The following is a 20,888-nucleotide window of genomic DNA, read 5'->3' as shown; positions in this document are numbered from 1 at the left end:
TGGGCCACCGCAGCAACGGCAACCAACTCCGGTGTTGGCGCTTCAGCCCGGTAGTCTGTCTAACGGCCGCTAAGGGGGTGGACAACCGCGGCCTGAAAGGACGAGCAGTATGCCCGCGTTCGACTACGTCATCCTCGGCGCAGGAGCCGCCGGCTGTGTGCTGGCAAACCGACTTTCGGAGGATCCGCGAACCGAGGTGCTGGTGGTCGAAGCGGGTCCGCCTGCCCGCGGTCCCTACTTCGCGATCCCGATGATGGGCGCAGGCCTGTTCGAACAGCGCACCGATCACCCCGACCCCCTCTCCTACGAGGGACATAAGCACAGCTTCGTCTACCAACTCGAGCCCTACGGCGCCGCCGACAAACTCAATGAACGATGGGTGCGCGGAAAGGCGGTCGGCGGCTCCACCGCCATCAACGGCCTGGTCTACAACCGCGGCAACCGCGAGGACTACGACGAACTCGAGCGGCTGGGCAACCATGGCTGGGGCTGGGACCACATCCTGCCGATCTTCAAGGCCTTCGAGGACAACCAGTTCGGTCCCTCGCCGACGCGCGGTGTCGGTGGGCCACTGCATATCTCGCAGCCGAAGTTCCCAGATGAGTTGAGCCAGTACATCATTGACGCCGCCGCCAGCACCGGCCTCAAGAGCGTGCAGGACTACAACGAATCCGACGACGAGCGCGTCGGGCCTGCGATGGCCATGATCCACCGTGGCCTGCGGGTCAGCGCCGCCAAGGCTTTCCTCGATCCGGTTCTCAAGCGGCCCAATCTGCACCTGGCCACCGACACCTACGCGCAGCGGCTGATTTTCGAGAACGGGCGGGCAGTCGGTGTCCAGATCCGCAGCGGGGGCAACACCTCGGAGGTGCGCGCGCGACGCGAGGTGATCAGCGCACTGGGTGCGTTGCACACCCCGAAGATTTTGCAGCTGTCCGGCGTCGGCCCCCGCGAGGTGCTCGAAAAGGCCGGTGTGCCTTTGTATCTCGAACGCGACAACGTCGGCCGCCGGATGACCGAGCATTTCTGCGCCATCATGATGTACCGGCTGCGCGACGATCTGGGCTACAACCGGCAGCTGCGCACCACTGTCGGCAAGGCGATTGCGGCACTGAAGTTCGCGGCGACACGCAGGGGACCGCTTGCCACGCCGACGGGCGACGTGATGGCGATCTTCAAGACCCGACCCGAGCTCGAGCGCGTCGACGGCCAGTTCCTGGCTCGGCTGATGTCGGTTGCCGACGTCAGTGGCGGCGAGCGCGGCCAAATCGATTCCCACGGAGGCGTTTCGTGCGCGGCCGAGATTCTGCGGCCGACGTCGGAAGGCAGCGTGTGGATCACCTCAGCCGACCCGCACGCCAAGCTTTCGATCGACCCCAACTATCTGGCCACCGAGTACGACCGCACGACGATGGTCGGTGTGGTGCGCAAGATCAGGGAGATCTTCGAGCGTTCGCCGCTTGCCGAGCACGTCGAGCTGGAGACGACCCCAGGGGCCGGCGTGCAGACCGACGACGAAATCGTCGACGCCACAATCAAAACCGGCGCGACGGGCAGCCACGCGGCAGGCACCTGCATGATGGGCCCGAACGACGAGGACATCGTCGACGATCAATTGCGCGTCCGCGGCATCGAGGGGCTGCGCATCGTCGACTGCTCGATCATGCCGAAGCAGATGTCGGGCAACCTCGCCGGACCGATGCTGGCGATGGCAGGGCGGGCCGCGGAGTTGATCCTCGACACCGCGCCTGCCGAGAAGGCGCGCCGCGCCTGACTATTGCGCGAGCGCAGCGGCCAGCGCTTCACGCCACGGCCGCAGCGGTTTGAGGCCAGCCTCGGTGGGTCGGCGGGCGGACAGCGCCGAATAGGCCGGCCGCGGCGCGGGACGCGGATGGCGGTCGGTGCCCACCGGCCGGACTCGCTGGGGATCGGCACCGACGGCCTCGAACACCGCCTGGGCCTGCTCGAAGCGACTGGCAGCACCCTCGTTGGCGGCATGCAGCACCGGCTCGCGGATCGATCCGTCATCGGCCAGTTGCAGCAGGGCCTCGACGAGATCACCGACGTAGGTCGGCGAACCGACCTGGTCGGCCACGACTTCCACCTCCCCGTCACCGGCGGCCAGTCGCCGCATCACCGCAGCGAAATCCTTTCCATCGGCGCCCTCGTAGATCCACGCGGTCCGCACGATGTGCGCGTCGGGCATCGCGGCGAGAACCAGCAGCTCACCGGCCAGCTTGGTACGGCCGTACACGCTCAGCGGCCCGGTTTCGTCGTCGATCTCGTATGGGTGTTGTTGACCGCCGGAAAACACATAGTCGGTGGAGATGTGGATGAGGTCTGCCCCGGCGCGGGCGCAGGCGTGCTCGACGTGTTCAGGCCCGACGGCATTGACCGCGTGGGCCCGCTCCGGTTCCTGTTCAGCGGCGTCGACCTGCGTATAGGCCGCACAATTGATCACGACGTCGCCGGGCTCGATGAACCGCTCGGCGGCCACGGGATCGGTGATGTCCCAGTCCGCAGACGTCAGCGCCAGCACTTCACGGCCTCGCCTGCGCGCCGCAGCGGCCAGGGTGCGGCCCACCATGCCACCCGCGCCGGAGATAACAATTCGGTCAGGCTTACGGGAATTCACAGTCACGAGTCTGGCACGCCGACCTGCGCTACCGGATGTGCGGGCATCTCGCCAGTAGCCTGGGCAGATGCCCGCTCGCCTGTCCCGTGTCATCGCTGTGACGGTGGCGCTGGCCATCGTGGTCGGCACGGGTGTCGCGTGGGGCAAGATCCGGTCGTTCGAATCCGGCATCAACCACTTTTCCTCGGTCGCGCTGGGCGAGGGCGGCGCGGACGGCGCGATCGACATCCTGCTGGTCGGCTTGGACAGCCGCACCGACGCGCACGGTAATCCGCTGTCGGCGGAGGAACTGGCAACGCTGCGGGCGGGCGACGACGAGTCCACCAACACCGACACGATCATCCTGGTGCGCATCCCGAACAACGGAAAGTCGGCCACTGCGATCTCCATCCCCCGCGACTCGTACGTCCAGACGCCTGGCGGAAACAAGATGAAGATCAACGGTGTGTACGGCTCGGCGTATTTCGACAAGAAGACCGAACTCGTCGAGCAGGACGGTGTCGATCCGGCAAAGGCCGAGCCCGAGGCCGTCGAAGCCGGCCGCGAAGCATTGATCAAGACGGTCGCCAACCTGACCGGTGTCACCGTCGACCATTACGCAGAGATCGGCCTGCTCGGCTTCGCGTTGATCACCGACGCCCTCGGCGGGGTCAATGTCTGCCTGAAAGATGCTGTGTACGAACCCCTTTCGGGCGCCGACTTCCCCGCGGGCTGGCAGAAGCTGAACGGCCCGCAAGCGTTGAGCTTCGTGCGGCAGCGCCACGACCTTCCGCGCGGCGACCTGGACCGGGTGACCCGACAGCAGGCGGTGATGGCGTCGCTGGCCCACGACGTCATCTCCAGCAAGACGCTGTCGAGCCCGTCGACCCTGAACCGCCTCGAGGACGCCGTCCAGCGCTCCGTCGTGCTGTCCGAGGGTTGGGACATCATGGATTTCGTCAAGCAGCTGCAGCAGCTCGCCGGGGGCAGTGTCGCATTCGCGACCATACCGATCGTCGAAGAGGCCGGCTGGAGCGACGACGGCATGCAGAGCGTGGTGCGCGTCGACCCGGCTCATGTCAAGGAGTGGGTGGGCAGCCTGCTGCACGACCAGGACGAGGGCAAGACCGAGCAATTGGCTTACTCGCCAAGCAAAACCACCGTCGACGTGGTCAACGACTCCGACATCAACGGACTGGCCGCGGCGGTGTTGCAGGTGCTGACCAACAAGGGGTTCGCCGCAGGCAACACCGGCAACAACGAGGGCGGCCACGTGACAGGCAGCCAGGTGCAGGCGGCGAAGGCCGATGACCTTGGCGCGCAAGCGATCTCCAAGGAACTCGGAGGGCTGCCTGTGGTCGAGAACGCCTCGGTCGCACCCGGCTCCGCGCGGGTGGTGCTCTCGGCTGACTACACCGGCCCCGGGTCCTCGGGCATGGATCCAACGCTGACGACCGTCGACCCGGCAGCCGCGGGGTCGACCGATTCGGGCGACGCCGAGCCCACGCCGTCGCCGATTCTCACCGCAGGTTCCAACGACCCGGAGTGCGTCAACTGACCACGGTCACATCGGCGCTACTGGATCCGTTGATGGCGGCGGACCCGATGGGCCCGCGAATCACGTATTACGACGACGCCACCGGTGAACGCATCGAGTTGTCGACGGTGACACTGGCCAACTGGGCCGCCAAGACCGGCAACCTGCTGCGCGACGAAATGGGCGCAGGACCGAGCAGTCGGGTGGCGGTGCTCCTGCCGGCACACTGGCAGACCGCCGCAGTGCTTCTCGGAATCTGGTGGATCGGCGCCGACGCCGTGCTCGACGGCGACGCGGACATCGCGATGTGCACAGCTGATCGGCTGTCCGACGCAGACGATGCCGTCGGGACGGGCGAGATCGCGGTGCTGTCGCTTGACCCGTTCGGGAAGCCGGTGGCCGACCTCCCCGTCGGCCTCACCGATTACGCGACGTCGGTCCGGGTGCACGGCGACCAGATATCGCCGGAACGCCACCCGGGACCAGCACTCGACGGCCGGTCAGTGGCCGAAGTCCTCACCGCTGCCCAAACCTCGGCTGCCACACAGGGTTTCGGCCGTGACGACCGGGTGATGTCGACGGCCGGCTGGACGACGGTCGACGAATTGACCGACAACCTGCTGGCCGTGTTCGCCGCGGGCGCGTCATTGGTACAGGTGGCCAACCCTGATGCGGGTGCACTCGACCGTCGCCGCGAGATGGAGAAAGTCACCCGCGGCTAGCGCTCGCGAGCAGCCGCGCAGGTGCCCTGCAGCTGGGGGGCGATAGTTGATCGCAGGACTAACAGCGATTTCTGCGTCCGGGTCGTGCCACGCACCTGTTGTGCGGAATTGCACAGCCCTGGTGTCGAAATCGCGCATGGCATGCCGAACTGTCGGTGTGCGCTGCAGAGGACCTACTTGAGTAGCGCGCGCGACATCACGACGCGCTGAATCTGGTTGGTGCCCTCGTAGATCTGCGTGATCTTGGCGTCGCGCATGAACCGCTCGACCGGAAAGTCGGTGGTGTAGCCGTAGCCGCCGAACAACTGCACGGCGTCGGTGGTCACCTCCATCGCGACGTCGGAGGCGAAGCACTTCGACGCCGAGGAGATGAAGCCGAGGTTGGGCTCACCACGTTCGGCCCGCGCGGCCGCGGTGTACACCATCAACCGGGCGGCCTCCACCTTCATCGCCATATCGGCGAGCATGAACTGCACGGCCTGGAAATCAGCGATCGCCTTGCCGAACTGCTTGCGGTCCTTGACATATGCGATCGCCGCATCCAGCGCGCCCTGCGCGATACCCACCGCCTGCGCACCGATCGTCGGCCGGGTGTGGTCCAACGTTGCCAATGCGGTCTTGAAGCCCGTGCCGGGCTCACCGATGATGCGGTCGCCAGGAATGCGGCAGTCCTCGAAGTACAACTCCGTGGTGGGCGAGCCCTTGATACCCATCTTGTGTTCCTTGGCGCCCACCGTGAAACCGGGATCGTCCTTGTGCACGACGAACGCCGAAATACCGTTGGCGCCCTTGTCCGGATCGGTCACCGCCATCACCGTGTACCAGGTCGAGTGCCCGCCGTTGGAGATCCAGCACTTGGCGCCGTTGAGCACCCACTCGTCACCCTCGGCCTTAGCGCGGGTCCGCATCGACCCCGCGTCGCTGCCGGCTTCGCGCTCGGACAACGCATACGAGGCGATCGCCTCGCCCGCCGCGATCGAGGGCAGCACCTGCTTTTTGAGTTCCTCGGACCCCCGCATCAACAGGCCCATCGTGCCGAGCTTGTTGCAGATCGGGATCAGCGACGACGACGCGCACACCCGCGCGACCTCTTCGATCACGATGCAGGCCGCCACCGAGTCGCCGCCCTGTCCGCCGTACTCCTCGGGGATGTGGATCGCGGCGAAGCCTGACGACGTCAGCGCCGCCAGCGCCTCATCGGTATAGCGGGCCTTGGCGTCGACGTCGGCGGCGTACGGGGCGATCTCCTTCTCGCAGAGATCACGCAGCACCGAACGCAGTTCATTGTGCTCGTCGGCGAGCTTGAAAGCGTCGAACGACGGGTTACCGATGGCCATGGCGACTCCTTGCTACTCGCCGGTAACCTTACCTTTTCCGCCCGAGACGACCTGCAGCCCACGGACCATCTGCCGGTAGGTGCTGTGGTAGAGCGTGCGGGCGAGCTGGCTCTTGCGCAGGATGTCCTTCGGGCCCTGCGGTGCCACCAGCGAGACCTCGTGGCCGGCGAACTCAGAGGTCCCGGTCGCCAGGAGCAGCTTGCCTGCCAGCGCCGAGGACACCTCGCCGCGGTAGAACTCGCTGAACTCGGCGTGGGTGAAGAACACCTTGTTGAAGCCGATCAGGAACGGCACCAGCTTGGCGCCGTCATTCAGGTACCGCAGCGTGCCGGTCGCAACGCCGGGCCAGTACTCGTTGAACACGTCGTCTGCGATCACGATGCCGCCGCTGGCCAGCGTCTCCTCCGCAAGCTTCATGTCGCTGTACACGATCTCGTCGGTGTGGCCGCCGTCGACGGAGAAGAACCGGATGTCGCCACCGGTCAGTTCGCGCAGCTTCGCCGGTTCCAGCTTGGTGGAATCACCCTGGTGCACGGCGACGTCGTCCATCGACGACCACAGCTTGACGTTGTTCGCGAACTTCTCGTAGTCGCCGTGCCCGGAGCCGTCGACGTTGAGTTCCTGATCGCCGAAGATGTCGATCGCGACGGACTTCTCCCCCGGCCGCTGTAGCAAGCGCAACCCGATGAACAGCTTGCCGTGGTGAACGCCGATCTCGGCGACGGCGCCCGAGACCTGCTTAGCCCTCTGCGCCGCGTTGAGCACGTCGAGGATCAACAGGATCTCGGGTTGCAGGAAGCCGGTGACTAGCCGCTGACCAATTGCCCGGTATCGATTGAAGTTTGGCTGCATCGGTTGGCAGCCTACTGCCCGAGCAGCCGATTTCGCAGTGCGGCATCCTTTTGCAGCACCATGTCTGCCAAGTTGCTCTGAAATTCCGCCATACGCGTCCGCAACCCCGAATCCGAGGCGCCGAGAATGCGCACCGCCAACAATCCGGCGTTGCGGGCACCGCCGATCGACACCGTGGCGACCGGCACGCCCGCGGGCATCTGCACGATCGACAGCAGCGAGTCCATCCCGTCCAGGTTGGCCAACGGCACCGGAACCCCGATCACCGGCAGCGGCGTCGCCGAGGCGACCATGCCCGGCAGGTGCGCGGCACCGCCCGCGCCCGCGATGATCACCTCGATGCCGCGGTCGGCCGCGCTCTGGGCGTACGCGAGCATCCGGTCGGGGGTCCGATGTGCGGACACCACACCGACTTCGAACGGCACTTCGAATTCGGCAAGCGCATGCGCCGCTTGCTCCATCACCGACCAGTCGCTGTCGCTGCCCATGATCACGCCGACGCGAGGGCTAGTCATGTCCACTCCATCCATCGGTCCATTCGGCATGCGACAACCAGTGTGCGGCCCGATTCGCGCGTTCCCGCACATCTGCGACGTACGCGTCGTCACCGAGCGAGCCGCCAGGAGCGCCGAGAATGTTGACGTGGCCGATCTTGCGACCCGGCCGCTCCCCCTTGCCGTAAAGGTGCACCCTGGCCTCAGGCAGCCTGCCGAAGAGATGATGCAGTCGCTCGTCCATGCTCATCGTCGGAATCTGTTGTGCGCCAATCACATTGGACATCACCGTGACCGGCGCGATCGGCGAGGTGTCACCGAGCGGGTAGTCGAGCACCGCCCGAAGGTGCTGCTCGAACTGACCGGTGCGCGCACCATCCATACTCCAGTGCCCCGAATTGTGCGGCCGCATGGCGAGTTCGTTGACGACGAGGTGGCCGTCGACGGTCTCGAAGAGTTCGACCGCCAGCACGCCGACCACACCGAGCTCGTCGGCCAGTCGCAGCGCGAGTTGGCTTGCGGCGCTGCCTAATTCCGGGTTCAACTGCGGCGCCGGCGCAATCACCTCGACGCAGATGCCGTCGCGCTGCACCGTCTGCACCACCGGCCACGCCGCGCCCTGGCCGAACGGCGAGCGCGCCACCAGCGCCGCCAACTCGCGGCGCATTGCGACCTTCTCCTCGATCAGCACCGCCGCGCCGTCGGCCAGATACCGCCCGGCGACCTCCCGCGCCTCGGCGACGTCACGCGCCAGCGTCACGCCGCGACCGTCATAGCCCCCGCGCGCCGTCTTGACGACGATGTCGGTGCCGACGCGCGCAGCGAACGCATCCACATCGCCGACCTCGGTCACCTCGGCGAACCGCGGCACGGGTGCGCCCAACGCCTCGAGTCGGCGCCGCATCACCAGCTTGTCCTGCGCGTGGATCAGGGCAGACGGCGGCGGTGCGACGTTGACGCCGTCGGCGACGAGTTTCTCGAGCAGTTCGGTGGGCACGTGCTCGTGGTCGAACGTCAGCGCGTTCGCGCCTGCAGCCGCCTGCTGCAGCGCCTCGAGGTCGGTATGCGCACCGATCACCACGTCAGGGCTGACCTGCGCAGCCGGATCGTCGGGGCTGGCGGCCAGCACGCGCAGCGTCTGACCAAGCGCAATTGCGGCCTGATGAGTCATCCTGGCCAGTTGCCCACCGCCGACCATGGTCACGGTTGGAGGCGAAGTCGGGTTACGCGGCACAGCCATATGGTGTCATGGCGGCAATCAGCTTGTTTACACGCCGTGACCTGCACGGGTACGCGTGGCCTCCGGTATTTCCGTACACTGCGCTGTTGTGTCCTTTACTGATGCCACGATCGCACGGCTGCCCCGCCCGATCCGGCCGTACTTCGAGCGGCATCACGAACTGATCAAGTTCGCCATCGTGGGCGCAACGACTTTTGTCATCGACTCGGCGGTGTTCTACACGCTCAAGCTCACGGTGCTGGAGCCCAAGCCCGTCACCGCCAAGATCATCGCAGGCATCGTCGCGGTGATCGCGTCCTACATCCTCAACCGCGAATGGAGCTTCCAGAACCGCGGTGGCCGCGAGCGCCACCACGAGGCGCTGATGTTCTTCGCGTTCAGCGGTGTGGGCGTGCTGCTGTCGATGGCGCCGCTGTACTTCTCCAGCTATGTGCTGATGTTGCGCGTTCCCGAAGTCAGCCTGACGACGGAGAACATCGCCGACTTCGTCTCGGCCTACGTGATCGGCAACCTGCTACAGATGGCGTTCCGGTTCTGGGCGTTCCGCCGCTGGGTGTTCCCCGACGAGTTCGGCCGCCACCCCGACATGGCCGTCGAATCGCTTACCGCAGGCGGCATCGCCGAGGCGATCGAGGATGAGTACGAGCGCGGGAAGGTCACCCCGTTGCGCCGCCCCACCCGGCGGGCGCGCCGGCTGGCTCAGCTCGGCGATTCCTCCGAGCCCAGGGTGTCGAAGACTTCGTGATACAGCAGTGAGTGCACCCGTTCCACGCGCGGAATGTCGTGGAATTCAAGGGGATCCTGCGACGCGGACTCGATGATCAGCGTTCCGGTGCGCAGCATCCGGTTCAGCAGGCCGTGTCGGAACTCGACGCTGTTGATGCGTGCCAGTGGAATGTCGATGCCCGATCTGGTGAGCAAGCCGTGGCGGAACATCACCCGTCGATCGGTGATGACGAAATGCGTTGTCCACCAATTGAGGAACGGCCAGACCGTCAGCCACCCGATGATGACGAGCCAGACCACCCCGATGACGATCAGCACGACCCGCTTCGCGGTGGCGTCCCAGTCGAGGGTGTTGACGTAGCCAAGGCCGAACGCGGCGATTGCGGTGGCGATCAACAGGATCAGCACGGGGCCGACCAGCCGCTTCCAATGCGGATGGCGGTGTAGCACGACCTGCTCGTCGCCGGCGAGCACATTGTCCGGGTAGCCCACGGCTGGAACTCTACCCAGCCGCCACCCCGGCGAGCGGGACTTACCCCGACTTGCAGTCGTTGGTCGCGGGTTTGCCTGCAAACCGGTCGGCGATCCAGGCAATCACGGCGTCGCCGGTCGGCGGGTTGTGGCCGCCGTTCGGATCGAAGTCGACGGTGACCGTTCCGCCCATCTCGCATGCCTTCTCAATGCCGGCCTTCGTCCAGTCCGCGTCGATGAACGGATCCTGGCCGCCGTACCACACATATAGCGGCGCGGACAGCGGCTTCTGCGGCAAGGCCCATTGCTTCAGTAGATCGCGCAAGTGGATGGCCGCGTCGGCGTTGTCGGGCGCGAAGTCCTTGGGCCCGAGCCGCTTGATCGCCTCTCCGCGTTGGTATGCGGTGTCCTCACTGCAGGCGGACATGGCGTTCCAGAATTCCTTGGCCGTGCCGTGGCGGTACAGGTCGCGGTCGAGGTCCGGGTGTAGCCGGGCAAGCGATTCGATGATCGCCTGCATCACCGCACCCTGCTCCGTTGTCAGCTTGCCGTCCTGGGCCTTGTCGACGAGGTCGGAAAGATCGGTCGGCGGTGAGGTCGCGGCTGCGCCGACAAGTGTCAGCTCCGGCGCGTAACCGGCGGCTTGTTCGTCGGCTGCCCACGCGGCGCCGCCGCCCTGCGATCCGCCCATCGCCGCCCACCTGTTGGAGATGTCGGGAAACGTCCGGTGCAGCGCCCGCACCGCGTCGATCATGTTGAGCGCCGCGGTTTTCGAATCCGCGTATGGGTGAACGCCTTTCGCGCCGAGTCCCTGATAGTCGGGAAACGCGACCGCATAGCCGAGCTTGATCAGTACCCGCACCACCCCGATGTAGGTGGAGAGGTCCGGGGACAGCGACGGCGCGCACTCGTTGTCGATGCCAAGCGTGCCGTGGCCGAACCCGACGACGGGCCAGCCGCCGTCGGGCGCTTTGCCTTCGGGCACGAACACCGAACCCGATACGACGGTCGGCGCCCCGGTGTCACCCTCCGTTGATCGGTACAGCACCCTTGCAGCCTGCAAGTCCCTGCCCGCGAAGGTGCGGGTGACGCCGGGCATGGTGGTGGCCGACACCAGGCTTCCCGGCCCGGCGTCCGTCAAATCCGCCGTCGCCACATGAACCGGCGCACCGCCCGACGACGGAAAGATGTCGAGGAACTTTATGACGGAGGGTTGCAGATAGGGAAGCAGCAGCACCACCGCCACGATTTCCGCCACCAGAACAAGCGCCACACCGGACCAGAGCGCTTTACGGCGCATGCGCCTCCCTTGGCTAACCCCATCGACACCAGCCCCGGCACAACCTACCTGACCAACCTTCGCGTCGCCGGGCGCCAACGCCGCGCCGGGATTTCAGCGCAGATGCACCACGTCGCCCGCGGACACCGCGACCGTTCCTGCGTCGGAATCGATGTGCAGCCTGCCCTGCTCGTCGATCGATTGCGCGACGCCGAGCACCTCGCCTCCACCCGGAAGGATCGCGCGCACCCGCGAACCGATGGTCACGCTGCGCGCTCGATAGTCTGCGATGAGCCCCGCGTCGGCGCCGTTGGCTTCCCGCCAACGCGAGAAGCGCGTGCCCAACTCCCGCAGCAGCGCCGCCACGAGTTGACCCCTGTCGAGCGTCTCGACGCCGAGGGCGCGCAGTGAGGTGGCGTCCGCGTCGGGAACCTCGTCGCCGCGCAGCGTCACGTTGAGGCCGATGCCGACGACGATGAAGCGCTGGGCCGCGGCGACCTCGGTCAAGATGCCTGCCAGCTTGCGATCGCCGACCAATACGTCGTTGGGCCACTTCAGCCCCGCGGCGACGCCGTAAGGCGCGACGGTGTCGACGACGGCCACCCCGGTGGCCAGCGGCAGCCAGCCCCAGGAGTCGGGTGGCACCCCGCCGCCGTCGACGCCGACCGACATCGTCAGCTGCGCTCCCGGGGAGGTCCACACCCGCCCATTGCGGCCGCGCCCTGCGGTCTGGTGTTCGGCGATCAGCACTGCGCCTGCGATCTCCTCGCCTGCGGCGGCACGCGCAAGCAGGTCGGCGTTGGTGGACCCGGTCTGCTCGACCACGTCCAGTTGTCGCCAGTGCCGGCCGGGGCCAGCAACCTCGGCGCGCAGCGAAGGCGTATCGAGCGGTGGCAGTGCGTCGTATTCAGGCATCGCCGCCGATTATTTCAAGACCGTGCCCGCTGCAATTGATGCCCACTGCGGCCGAGCGATTTCCTGGTGTTTGCCATAGCGTTAATTTTGCGTACCGCGAGCGCCCGGCCGCAGTCCCAGTCGCGATGCCTGTGAGGTTGCTGGACGTCAGTACGCGCCGCTGCCGGCGAACACCGTGCGCACGGTCTTGGCCGCGATCAGCAGGTCGTTGGCGATCGACCAATTCTCGACATATGAGAGGTCGAGCCGAACCGAGTCCTCCCACGACAGATCCGAGCGGCCGCTGACCTGCCACAGTCCGGTGATGCCCGGCAGCACGAGAAGCCGACGGCGCACCTGGAAGTCGTAGGTGTCCACCTCACGCCGCAGTGGCGGACGCGGTCCCACCACGCTCATATCGCGGCGCAGCACGTTGAAGAACTGAGGCAGCTCGTCGATGCTGTACCGGCGCAGCACCCGGCCGACCTTCGTGACGCGCGGGTCCTGGCGGATCTTGAACAGCACGCCGCCTGCGCTCTCGTTGAGTGCCTGCAGCGCGTCGACCTGCTTGTCAGCGCCGTCGACCATCGTGCGGAACTTGATCATCTGGAACGGCTTGCCGTCCAGGCCGATGCGCTCGGAGCGGTAGAAGATCGGGCCACGGCTGGTCAGCTTGATGGCGATCGCGGCAAGAAGCATCACGGGCAGCGCACCGGCGAGCACGGTCATCGACACGCAGATGTCGAACGCGCGCTTCTGCAGCCGCTTGGTCCCGCTGTACTGCGGCTTCTCCACGTGAATGAGCGGAAGTCCGGACACCGGCTGCATGGTCAGCCGCGGGCCGGCCACATCGACGACGCCTGGCGAGACCACGAGGTCGACGCCGAGCTTGTCCAGCTGCCAGGACAGCTCGCGGATGCCTTCAGGGCCGAGGTGCTCGGTGGCGGTCAACGCGACCGTGTCCGCGCCGGTTTCGAGGATCGCGCGCTCGACGTCGTTCTCATCGCCAAGCACGGGCAGGGTCCCTGCGCCGGGGATCTCGATCGTTCCGCCGGTGCCACGACCGGTCAGGCAGACGCCGATGACGGAGTATCCGTAGCAGACTTCCCGCGAGAGGCATTGCACCAGGCTGCGCACCGCGCGGGGATCGCCGACGGCGAGCACCGAGATGACGGCCTTGCCCTTGCGGCGCTGCCTGGCGAGCACGCGACGGCACAAGCTGCGGCCAAGGAGCAGGGCGAACAAGCCGAGAGGAAGTGCGACAGCCAAATATCCGCGCGCGTATTCGGGGCGGAAGATCATCAGGCCGACGGCGATCACGCCGACCGTTGCGAGCGTGGCGGAAAAGACGCGGCGATATTCCTCGACACCAGCGCCGATAATCCGCGGGGAGCGCGTGCGGTAAGCCGCCAGCAGCGTCAACCAGATCGTGCCGACGATCAGCGAAGCCAATGTGTAGTAAGCCATCGCCAGGTCGAACTTGGTGAACGGCTGGCCAAGACGCACCATCTGGCCGCCGACGAGGGCGAGCGCGACGACGACGACGTCCGTGACGATCAGGGAGAGGCGATACCGACGCTGCCAATTCGTGCGAGACGCGGGGGTGATAGCCGTCGCCGGCGACTCGGTCGGAGCGAGAAATGTCTCAACCGCGGTCACAGCAGTGCGTACCTTCCGTTTGCTAAGAATCGGTAGCCCTGGCCGATCATAGCGGCCAATGACTAACTATTGCACTACTGTCAAGAGTTCGCTGAGCGAACCGGAAAAGACGCTGGTCAGTCACAATCCCCTCGGATGGCTTGATTGCTGTTCGCGGCGTTTTGAACGGCGAAGATAACGCTCCGCAACGGCGCGGACAGCCAATAGTAGCGTGTGCGGAGCCGTATTACGAAGCGAGAGCGAAGCCGAGTAAAAGCATTGCCCAGCCACACCCAGCTAGCGTTCAGCCGACGAATTCTTGTCACTACGAATCCCGCACAACGTGATCGCTGAGAGGCCGCAGGGGGCAGACGAGCGCCCCTTGTTTAATCGCTCCGGGGAGCGGGTCCGTTACGAAGCGCCCGGGGCGCCCGGCATGGGTACTGCAGGGACGCCCGGGGTGCCCAGTCGGCCCGCGAGCCACGGCAGCGCCATCGGGAACGCGCTCGCCGCCGAGGGCCAGTCGTGCTTGCCGGGGTCCGACACCACAGCACATTCGACGCCGTAGTCGCTGGCCAGTTCGCACAGGTACTGCGCCGCCCCGGCGTGGTCGCTGGCAACATCGGGCGGCTCAGGCAACGGCGCCGAGCCCGGATTCGGGTCAGGCGGGCGGTACAGGTTCGGCACCTGCTCCCCGACGACGAACCATCCGGCGGTGCCCGGGTACGGTCCGTGCGCCTGGATCACGCTGGCCGGTTCCCACGACTTGAACGCCTCCTCGTCACCGTCGAACAGTCGGGCGATTGTCTCGTCCCTGCCGCCACCGTCACGGGGGAAGAGGTCGCCGCCGATGTCGATGAATGCACTGAACAACTCGGGGTACTTCATCGCGAGCGTGACCGCGCACGTACCGCCCATTGAAAAGCCGGCCACACCCCAGTTTGCCGGGTCCGGGCTGACGCCGAACTTCGAAATCATGTAAGGCACAACGTCTTTGGTGAGATGGTCGGCAGCATTGCCACGGCCGCTGTTGACGCACTCGGTGTCGTTGAGGAACGCGCCGAGCACGTCGACGAACACCACAACGGGTGCGTTGCCGCCGTGTTTGGCCGCGAAGTCGTCAAGCGTTTTCTGCGCGTCTCCCGCGCGCAGCCAGTCTCCCGGCCTGCCGATCACGCCGCCGATCATCATCACGACCGGCAGCTTGGGAGGCGGATTGCTGGCGTACCAGACGGGCGGCAGGTAGACCACTTCGTCGCGGTGTTTGAACCCGGAGCCGTTGTCCGGAATCGTCACCGTCATCACGGTGCCCTTGTCTGGGATGCCACCTTTTTCCTGAATCGCCTTCACACCGGCCGCGTCGGTCTGACCGGCCACCGGCTTGCCGGTGAGTTGGTCGTAAGCGGTCTGCAGGCTCGGCACGTAGCCCGTCCACATGTTCAGCGCCAACGCGACGCACAACAGTGAAAGCGGAACCGCGAGCACCGATGCGCCGCGTCGCGACCAACTGGTGTCGCGCCAACCGAGCACGAGTACCGCGAGGGCCACACCGCCCAGTACCACCCAGATCCAGAAGTAGTACGGCGCCAACCGGCCGCTCGACAGATCGGACCACTGGATGTACCAGTACGTCAGCGCCGCTGCGATCAAACCGACGACCAGCGCCACCGGTAACCAGATCAGCCGCCAGCGCCGGGTGCGCCACCCGATCGCATAAACCAGCACTGCGGCGGCAATCGCCTGCAGCGCTATCGGCGCCCAGCCACCAAGAAGCGAGATGGGGGCCAGTGCCATTGGTTCAGAGTGGGGCACTACGCCACCGTACCTGCGTCATTACCGTGCCGCGTCCGTCGACGACGACGGTGCCTGGTCAACGGATTTGCAATCGCCCATCGCCTCCGCTTTCGCAAATGCGGCGTATTGATATGCATAGATGAATTGCCAGCGCGCCAACGAGAAGTCGTATCGGCGCGGAACGGCTTCCATCACAACCGCGTCTGAATTAGGGGAAAAGCATTGCTGAAAAATCAGCCGTGCCCGGGGTAGATGGTAGCGCCACGTGACCACGATGATCTTGGACCACGATCGCTGCGTGGCCAGCCGCTCCACCATCTGCGCCTCGCCGCGGGTGGTCAGCTCGCTCGCCCGCGCGCAGATCACTTCTATCGTCGGCTGCGACTTGCACACCCGCTGCATGACCGGGTCACCCTTCGGATAGGCATCCGAGATGACGACCGTCGGCGCCCATCCGCCGCGCGCCAGTCCGATGCCGTAGTCCTCACGGCCGTCGTGTTCACCGCCGAGCACCACCACCGCGTCGGCCTTTTGCAACGGGTCGGTCTTGGCGTTGGTGAACAGCGTGACACCGGACACCGCCATCACCACCGTCAGTGCGACGAGGAGTGCCGCGGCGACGACGACCGCGCGACGAAGATCATTGAGCGCCATAGTCGGCCAGGTCATCCACTGCGATGCTGCGGTACGCCGACCACATCGCCCTGCCCATGTCCCGCTGCCCTGCGGCGTTGTAGTGCCGGTCGGCGCCGCCGTTGATCGAGGAGCGGGCACCGGGAATGAACGCGGTACGTGGTCGGCGGTTGGGGGTGTCGGCGTGCACAGCGTTGATCGGCCCGTAGTTCTTGCCGCTCAATTCCATTTCCTCGGCAACCATTTGGCCGACCAGGAAAGGCAGGCCGGCACCGTAGCGACTGCGAAGGTCGTCGATGACCGAGTCGAGCTTGCGCTGATACTCCGGCGCTGCCATCAGCGGTACATCGGTCTCGCCCTGATGCCACAGGATCGCGGCGACCGTGCTGCCTGGATAACGGGCCAGCGCCGCGTCGATGGCGGCAATAGCGTTGCGGTACAAGTTCCTTCGGGTGCGGGTGTCAGCGGGGTCCCACGTCCACCCGTTCTTCGGAGTGAACGACGTATCGCCGCGCGCGCCGGGAATCAGCAGCACCGCGCGGCCGGTCTGTGCGGCGAGTTGCTTGCCGAACGTGATGCCGAATCCCACACCGCCGGCCGGGATTTCGTGCAGGAGCGGGTCGACGGCCAAGACGGCGGAACCTTTTGACGGCCCGCACATCGCCCACTGGTGCACCAGCGGGTCGGGTCGGTCCGGACCCTCGAGGTCGAGCCCGAGACCCATCCCGACGGCGTTGGACTGGCCGAGCACCGGCACGATCAAGTAGGGCGAGTCCGGCGGGTCGACCGGGGTGCCGGCGGGCGCCAGCCTGCGCTTGACGGCAGACTTGGCCTCCATCAATGCGCGACGCCACAGCGGGCTGTCGCCGTCGGGGTTCCTACGGGCACTCACTGGCCACCGGCTTCCCCGCGAATCGGTCTGCCAACCAATCGAATTGAGTGCTGATGTCCACGCTGCCGTGGTCCTTGTCCGGCTGGAAGTCCCACACGATCGGCCCGCCGAGCGCACAGGCCCGAGCGATCGCATCGGTGGTCCACTGCGGATCGATGAGAGTGTCCTGGCCGCCGTAGATGATCGACAGTGGGGCGGAGACCCGCTCGTGCGGCAGCGCCCATTGCTGGAGCAGGGTGCGCAGGCGATCGGCGGCTTCCGGCGTGCGCGGCACGAAGTCGGTGTCCTTGAGCTCGGCGGCAGCGGCGTTGCGGTCCAGCGATTTTGGACCCGAACACGACGTCAGGATGTCCCAGTACTTGGCGGCGGCGCCACTGCGGTAGTCGTCGCGGTTGAAGTCCGGGTGCAGCCGTCCCATCACCTCTACCAGTGGGAACCACGCCGGCGCTTGGTCGGTCGTCAACGTCTTGGCCGTCGCCTTGTCGACAATCCCGCTGACATCGGCGGCAGGCGACATCGCGACCGCCCCGACGAGGTCGAGTTCGGGCGCATAGGTGGCGGCCAGTTCGGCGGCAGCCCAGACCGCTCCCCCACCCTGCGATCCCCCGAACGCCGCCCAGCGGTTGGAGACGTCAGGGAACGTGTGTCGAAGCGCGCGCACCGAATCGATGACGTTGTAACCCTCGGTCTTGTTGTCGGTGTACGGATGCACCCCCGGCGCGCCGAGGCCTTGGTAGTCGGTGAACGCGACCGCGTAGCCCTTCCTGATCAGCGAGACGACCCACACCTTCATATTGAGCAGTGAAGGCGACAGCGAGGGTGCGCACGGCTCGTCGATGCCCACCGTGCCGTGTCCGAACGCCATCACCGGCCAGCCGCCCGCGGGCGCGGGAGCCTTTGGGACATAGACGGATCCGGAGACGACGGTCGACTGCCCGGTGTCGCCCTCGGTGGAGCGGTACAGCACCCGAGCGGAATTCCACAGTGAGCTGTCGGGGTCCTTGTCCAGTTGGTCCATCGTCGTCGCGCTGACCAACGAGCCCGGCTCTGAGCCACCGATCTGGGCGGTGGCAATCTGCGACGACTCCGACGACGCGTCCTTGAAGTGGTTGACGATGTCGGGCCCGAACACCCATGCCACCGTGATCGACCCGGCGACCAAAGCGACCCCGAGACCTGCGGCCACTGCAATGGCAACCCTGCGCATCAGCGCCACCGATACCGGTAGCGCCTCGCGAGGTTCATCGCGGGTTGTTCGACGGCGTAGTAGGTGACCGTGGACACCACCATCGTGACGGCCAGCACGGTCACGATGTTGGTGCCCATCCCGCCCATCGAGTCACCGGCCAACAGGCCGTATCGGTACATCATCAACATGATCGGGAAGTGCAGCAGGTACAGCGACAACGAGATTTTGCCCACGTAGCGGAACGGCGCCATCTCGAGTGCTTCGCCGATCTTCGAGCGCTGACCACGGGCCAGCGGCGCGACGATCACCAGGATCACCAGAGCCGACGCGAGCGCGATCCCCGACAGCCCGAACAGGTTTCCTGCGGCGATCAGCGCCAGTGAACCCACCAGCGAAACGACGATGCCGATGGCCGAATACAACTGCACCCGACGGCTTATCCGCTCACTGACGGTCCGCTGTTCCATTGCCACCATCAGCATCGCCGCGAGCATGCCGAATGCGAAGTTGTCCGCATTGGCCAGGAAGCTTCTCATGTAGACCGCGACCCAGTTCGGTCCCCACTGCATGAGCTCGGGGTCGGTGATACCGAAGTGCGTAACAACCAAGGGGGCCAAGGCTTTTCCGATGAACCCGATGGCGAGCAGGATGACCGGGCCGATGAGGGCCACCCGCATCGGCCGCATCGACGATCGCTTACGCGTGGCGAACAGCAGGTAGCCGATCAGCGGCAGCGACGCGTAGAACGCGAACTCCAGCGTCAGCGACCAGGACGGGTTCAAACCGGTCAGCGCGTACTTGGGAATGTAGGTCTGCACCAAGGTCAGGTTGGCCAGCAGCTGCCAGGGGTCGGTGATCATCCCGGTGCCCTTGTCGGTGCCGATCGGCTGCAGCGCCGGATTCTCGACATAGACGACCTGGAAGACGTAGTTGCACAGCAGGAAGATCGCGAGGTAGCCGGGCACGATGCGGGCGAACCGGTGGATGGCGAAGTTCTTGGTGCTGGGAATCGTTGCGACGGAAGGGTCTTCGGTCAACCGGCGGACGTAGGGCAGGAACAGCAGGAAGCCGCTGAGCACGTAGAAGAAGATCAGGCTCATGCCGACCAGCGTGATCTTCGTGGTCGCCGCGGCGTGCGGGGAGAAGTTGCCTGCCACGTGCATGACCGCCACGCCGACCGCGGAGAGCCCACGCGCGCCGTCCAACCCGATGATGCGTGCAGCGGTGCCCGGTGCGGCCTGCGGCGTTTTGGCTGCGGGCTGGTCCCGTCGATGACGACCGCCGCCCCGGCTAGAGGCGGCGGTCGTGGATTTCGGCTCAACCGTCATTGAGGCACTCCCAGCCCTTGAACAGCGATGGAGCCCAACCGTTGGGCGGCGGAGAACGACAAGCAGCTGTTCGGCGCGGGCTCACCCTTGAAACGGTTGTTGATCCAGCCGAACGCCGAGGAGACATCGATGTCGCTGTGGCCCTTGTCGGGTTGCGTCAGGATGTCGATGACGTCGCCCATGCCGCATGCGGCCGTCAGCGCGCGATCGGTCCACGGCGCCGGCACCAAATTGTCCTTGCCGCCGTAGATCACCAGCATCGGCGCCGCGGCCGGGCCCTGCGGGAGGCTCATCTTCTGCAGATAGCTGCGCAGGGTGTCGACCGCCTCGGGCGTGCTCGGCCGCAGATCGTCCGGGGTGATCTGGTCGGTGATCTTTTCGCGCTCAGCGGCTTTCGGTCCCGAGCATGCCAGCAGGGTGTCCCACTTGTCAGCCACGATCCCGCGCCGGTAGTCGTCGAGGTTGAGCTCGGGGTGGGCCTTCTTCAGCCACGACAGGATCGACGGCAACGCAGGCGCCTGCTCCGGGGTCAGCTGACCAGCCGCGGCCGCATCGGCGAAACCGGTGATGTCGGCGGCAGGCGACAGGCTGACGGTTCCGACCAGCGCCAGCCCACCGTTGTAGTTGGCCGCCAGTTCATTGGCAGCCCAAGTCGCTTGTCCGCCCTGCGAAAGGCCAAGTCCCACCCAACGATTGGATGACTCGGGCACCAGTTTGCGCGTCGCGCGCACCGCGTCGATGACGTTGTAACCGGCCGTCGTCGCGTCGAGGTACGGGTGATACGTCTTGTCCAGCCCCAGACCCTGGTAATCGGGCAGCGTCACGACGAAGCCGGCTTTCACCAACGTGGTCACGATCGTCGACGAATTCAGCAGTGTCGGCGACAGCGAGGGCGCGCACTCGGGCTCGATGCCCGTCGTCGCATGCGCATAGGCCACCACCGGCCAGCCGCCTTCTGGCGGCTTGCCCATCGGCACGAACACCGTGCCGGTCACCTGCTCGGTCCCTCCGGTTACGCCGGAGGTCGATGTGTACTCGATGCGAGCCGCGAGCGAGGTGGCCGCACGCAGCCTGCGGTCGACGGTCGGCAAGGTGGTGGCATCGGAGAGCGCACCCGGCTCCTGGCCGGCGCCCGTGTAGTCGGCTTCCAGGTGCATGCCCTGCGCGGCCGCCGGCTCCTTCTGCTCAGGCGCTTTGTTGCTGCACCCGGATACCACCATGCCTGCCACCACGGCCAGGCACGCCATT

At 66.2% G+C, this 20,888-nt stretch carries 19 protein-coding genes; 4 read left to right on the top strand and 15 right to left on the bottom strand.

The features are described 5' to 3' along the window. Nucleotides 1-109 precede the first annotated feature (109 nt). A complete protein-coding gene (locus tag J3E61_RS17575) occupies nt 110-1,774 on the top strand; it encodes a GMC family oxidoreductase N-terminal domain-containing protein (RefSeq protein ID WP_192721733.1) in 1,665 nt (554 codons plus the stop codon). Here J3E61_RS17575 and rfbD read toward each other — a convergent pair whose 3' ends face one another. Next, nucleotides 1,775-2,728 (bottom strand): dTDP-4-dehydrorhamnose reductase, encoded by a 954-nt coding sequence (gene rfbD, locus J3E61_RS17570; protein ID WP_210084404.1) that lies wholly within the window; start codon nt 2,726-2,728, stop codon nt 1,775-1,777. Here rfbD and J3E61_RS17565 point away from each other — a divergent pair. Together J3E61_RS17565 and J3E61_RS17560 are read left to right on the top strand one after the other, a co-directional pair. Continuing rightward, on the top strand, nt 2,703-4,172 hold the full coding sequence (locus tag J3E61_RS17565; RefSeq protein WP_192721735.1) for an LCP family protein: 1,470 nt from the start codon (nt 2,703-2,705) through the stop codon (nt 4,170-4,172). The two genes, rfbD and J3E61_RS17565, sit on opposite strands and share 26 nt — an antisense overlap. Next, nucleotides 4,169-4,873, top strand: a complete 705-nt coding sequence (locus J3E61_RS17560; RefSeq protein ID WP_210085603.1) for a TIGR03089 family protein — start codon at nt 4,169-4,171, stop codon at nt 4,871-4,873. Before J3E61_RS17565 ends, J3E61_RS17560 begins: the two co-directional genes overlap by 4 nt. Nucleotides 4,874-5,046: 173 nt before the next feature. On the opposite strand, the gene J3E61_RS17555 is transcribed toward J3E61_RS17560, so the two are convergent. Genes J3E61_RS17555 through J3E61_RS17540 form a run of 4 tightly spaced genes read right to left on the bottom strand, consistent with a single transcriptional unit; the run spans nt 5,047 to nt 8,796 of the window. Beyond that, nucleotides 5,047-6,210, bottom strand: a complete 1,164-nt coding sequence (locus J3E61_RS17555; protein ID WP_210084403.1) for an acyl-CoA dehydrogenase — start codon at nt 6,208-6,210, stop codon at nt 5,047-5,049. Nucleotides 6,211-6,222: 12 nt separating this feature from the next. Next, a complete protein-coding gene (locus J3E61_RS17550; protein ID WP_210084402.1) occupies nt 6,223-7,062 on the bottom strand; it encodes a class I SAM-dependent methyltransferase in 840 nt (279 codons plus the stop codon). A gap of 11 nt (nt 7,063-7,073) precedes the next feature. Continuing rightward, nucleotides 7,074-7,577 (bottom strand): 5-(carboxyamino)imidazole ribonucleotide mutase, encoded by a 504-nt coding sequence (purE, locus tag J3E61_RS17545; protein WP_192721738.1) that lies wholly within the window; start codon nt 7,575-7,577, stop codon nt 7,074-7,076. Beyond that, nucleotides 7,570-8,796 (bottom strand): 5-(carboxyamino)imidazole ribonucleotide synthase, encoded by a 1,227-nt coding sequence (locus J3E61_RS17540; protein WP_210084401.1) that lies wholly within the window; start codon nt 8,794-8,796, stop codon nt 7,570-7,572. The genes purE and J3E61_RS17540 overlap by 8 nt, the downstream gene beginning before the upstream one ends. 88 nt (nt 8,797-8,884) lie before the next feature. On the opposite strand from J3E61_RS17540, the gene J3E61_RS17535 reads away from it, so the two are divergent. After that, nucleotides 8,885-9,541: a GtrA family protein gene (locus J3E61_RS17535; protein WP_210084400.1), complete on the top strand. Its 657-nt coding sequence runs from the start codon at nt 8,885-8,887 to the stop codon at nt 9,539-9,541. On the opposite strand, the gene J3E61_RS17530 is transcribed toward J3E61_RS17535, so the two are convergent. The 10 genes from J3E61_RS17530 to J3E61_RS17485 form a co-directional block, all read right to left on the bottom strand. Continuing rightward, nucleotides 9,496-10,014, bottom strand: coding sequence for a PH domain-containing protein (locus tag J3E61_RS17530; RefSeq protein WP_192721741.1), 519 nt, complete (start codon nt 10,012-10,014; stop codon nt 9,496-9,498). The two genes, J3E61_RS17535 and J3E61_RS17530, sit on opposite strands and share 46 nt — an antisense overlap. A gap of 40 nt (nt 10,015-10,054) precedes the next feature. Beyond that, a complete protein-coding gene (locus tag J3E61_RS17525; RefSeq protein WP_210084399.1) occupies nt 10,055-11,293 on the bottom strand; it encodes an alpha/beta hydrolase in 1,239 nt (412 codons plus the stop codon). Between the two features lie 93 nt (nt 11,294-11,386). After that, entirely contained in the window at nt 11,387-12,187 is an 801-nt protein-coding gene (locus tag J3E61_RS17520; RefSeq protein ID WP_210084398.1) for a biotin--[acetyl-CoA-carboxylase] ligase, read from the bottom strand. Nucleotides 12,188-12,334: 147 nt separating this feature from the next. Beyond that, on the bottom strand, nt 12,335-13,885 hold the full coding sequence (locus J3E61_RS17515) for an exopolysaccharide biosynthesis polyprenyl glycosylphosphotransferase (protein ID WP_192722443.1): 1,551 nt from the start codon (nt 13,883-13,885) through the stop codon (nt 12,335-12,337). 330 nt (nt 13,886-14,215) lie between these two features. Continuing rightward, nucleotides 14,216-15,598 carry an esterase family protein gene (locus tag J3E61_RS17510; protein ID WP_192721744.1) on the bottom strand — a complete coding sequence of 461 codons (1,383 nt, stop codon included), beginning with the start codon at nt 15,596-15,598 and terminating at the stop codon, nt 14,216-14,218. Nucleotides 15,599-15,637: 39 nt separating this feature from the next. Next, entirely contained in the window at nt 15,638-16,252 is a 615-nt protein-coding gene (locus tag J3E61_RS17505; protein ID WP_210085602.1) for a YdcF family protein, read from the bottom strand. Next, entirely contained in the window at nt 16,239-17,069 is an 831-nt protein-coding gene (locus J3E61_RS17500) for a sialate O-acetylesterase (protein WP_210085601.1), read from the bottom strand. The genes J3E61_RS17505 and J3E61_RS17500 overlap by 14 nt, the downstream gene beginning before the upstream one ends. A 40-nt stretch (nt 17,070-17,109) precedes the next feature. Then, on the bottom strand, nt 17,110-18,330 hold the full coding sequence (locus J3E61_RS17495; RefSeq protein ID WP_210084397.1) for an alpha/beta hydrolase: 1,221 nt from the start codon (nt 18,328-18,330) through the stop codon (nt 17,110-17,112). Beyond that, nucleotides 18,330-19,640 (bottom strand): acyltransferase, encoded by a 1,311-nt coding sequence (locus J3E61_RS17490; RefSeq protein ID WP_210084396.1) that lies wholly within the window; start codon nt 19,638-19,640, stop codon nt 18,330-18,332. Before J3E61_RS17490 ends, J3E61_RS17495 begins: the two co-directional genes overlap by 1 nt. Further along, a complete protein-coding gene (locus tag J3E61_RS17485) occupies nt 19,637-20,887 on the bottom strand; it encodes a lipase (protein WP_192722446.1) in 1,251 nt (416 codons plus the stop codon). The genes J3E61_RS17490 and J3E61_RS17485 overlap by 4 nt, the downstream gene beginning before the upstream one ends. Nucleotide 20,888 lies beyond the last annotated feature (1 nt).

The sequence above is a fragment of the Mycobacterium sp. OAE908 genome, from assembly GCF_017872775.1.
Taxonomy (GTDB): Bacteria; Actinomycetota; Actinomycetes; order Mycobacteriales; family Mycobacteriaceae; genus Mycobacterium.
The sequence above is the reverse complement of the archived record's forward strand: the minus strand, read 5'-3'. Positions and strand labels throughout refer to the sequence as shown.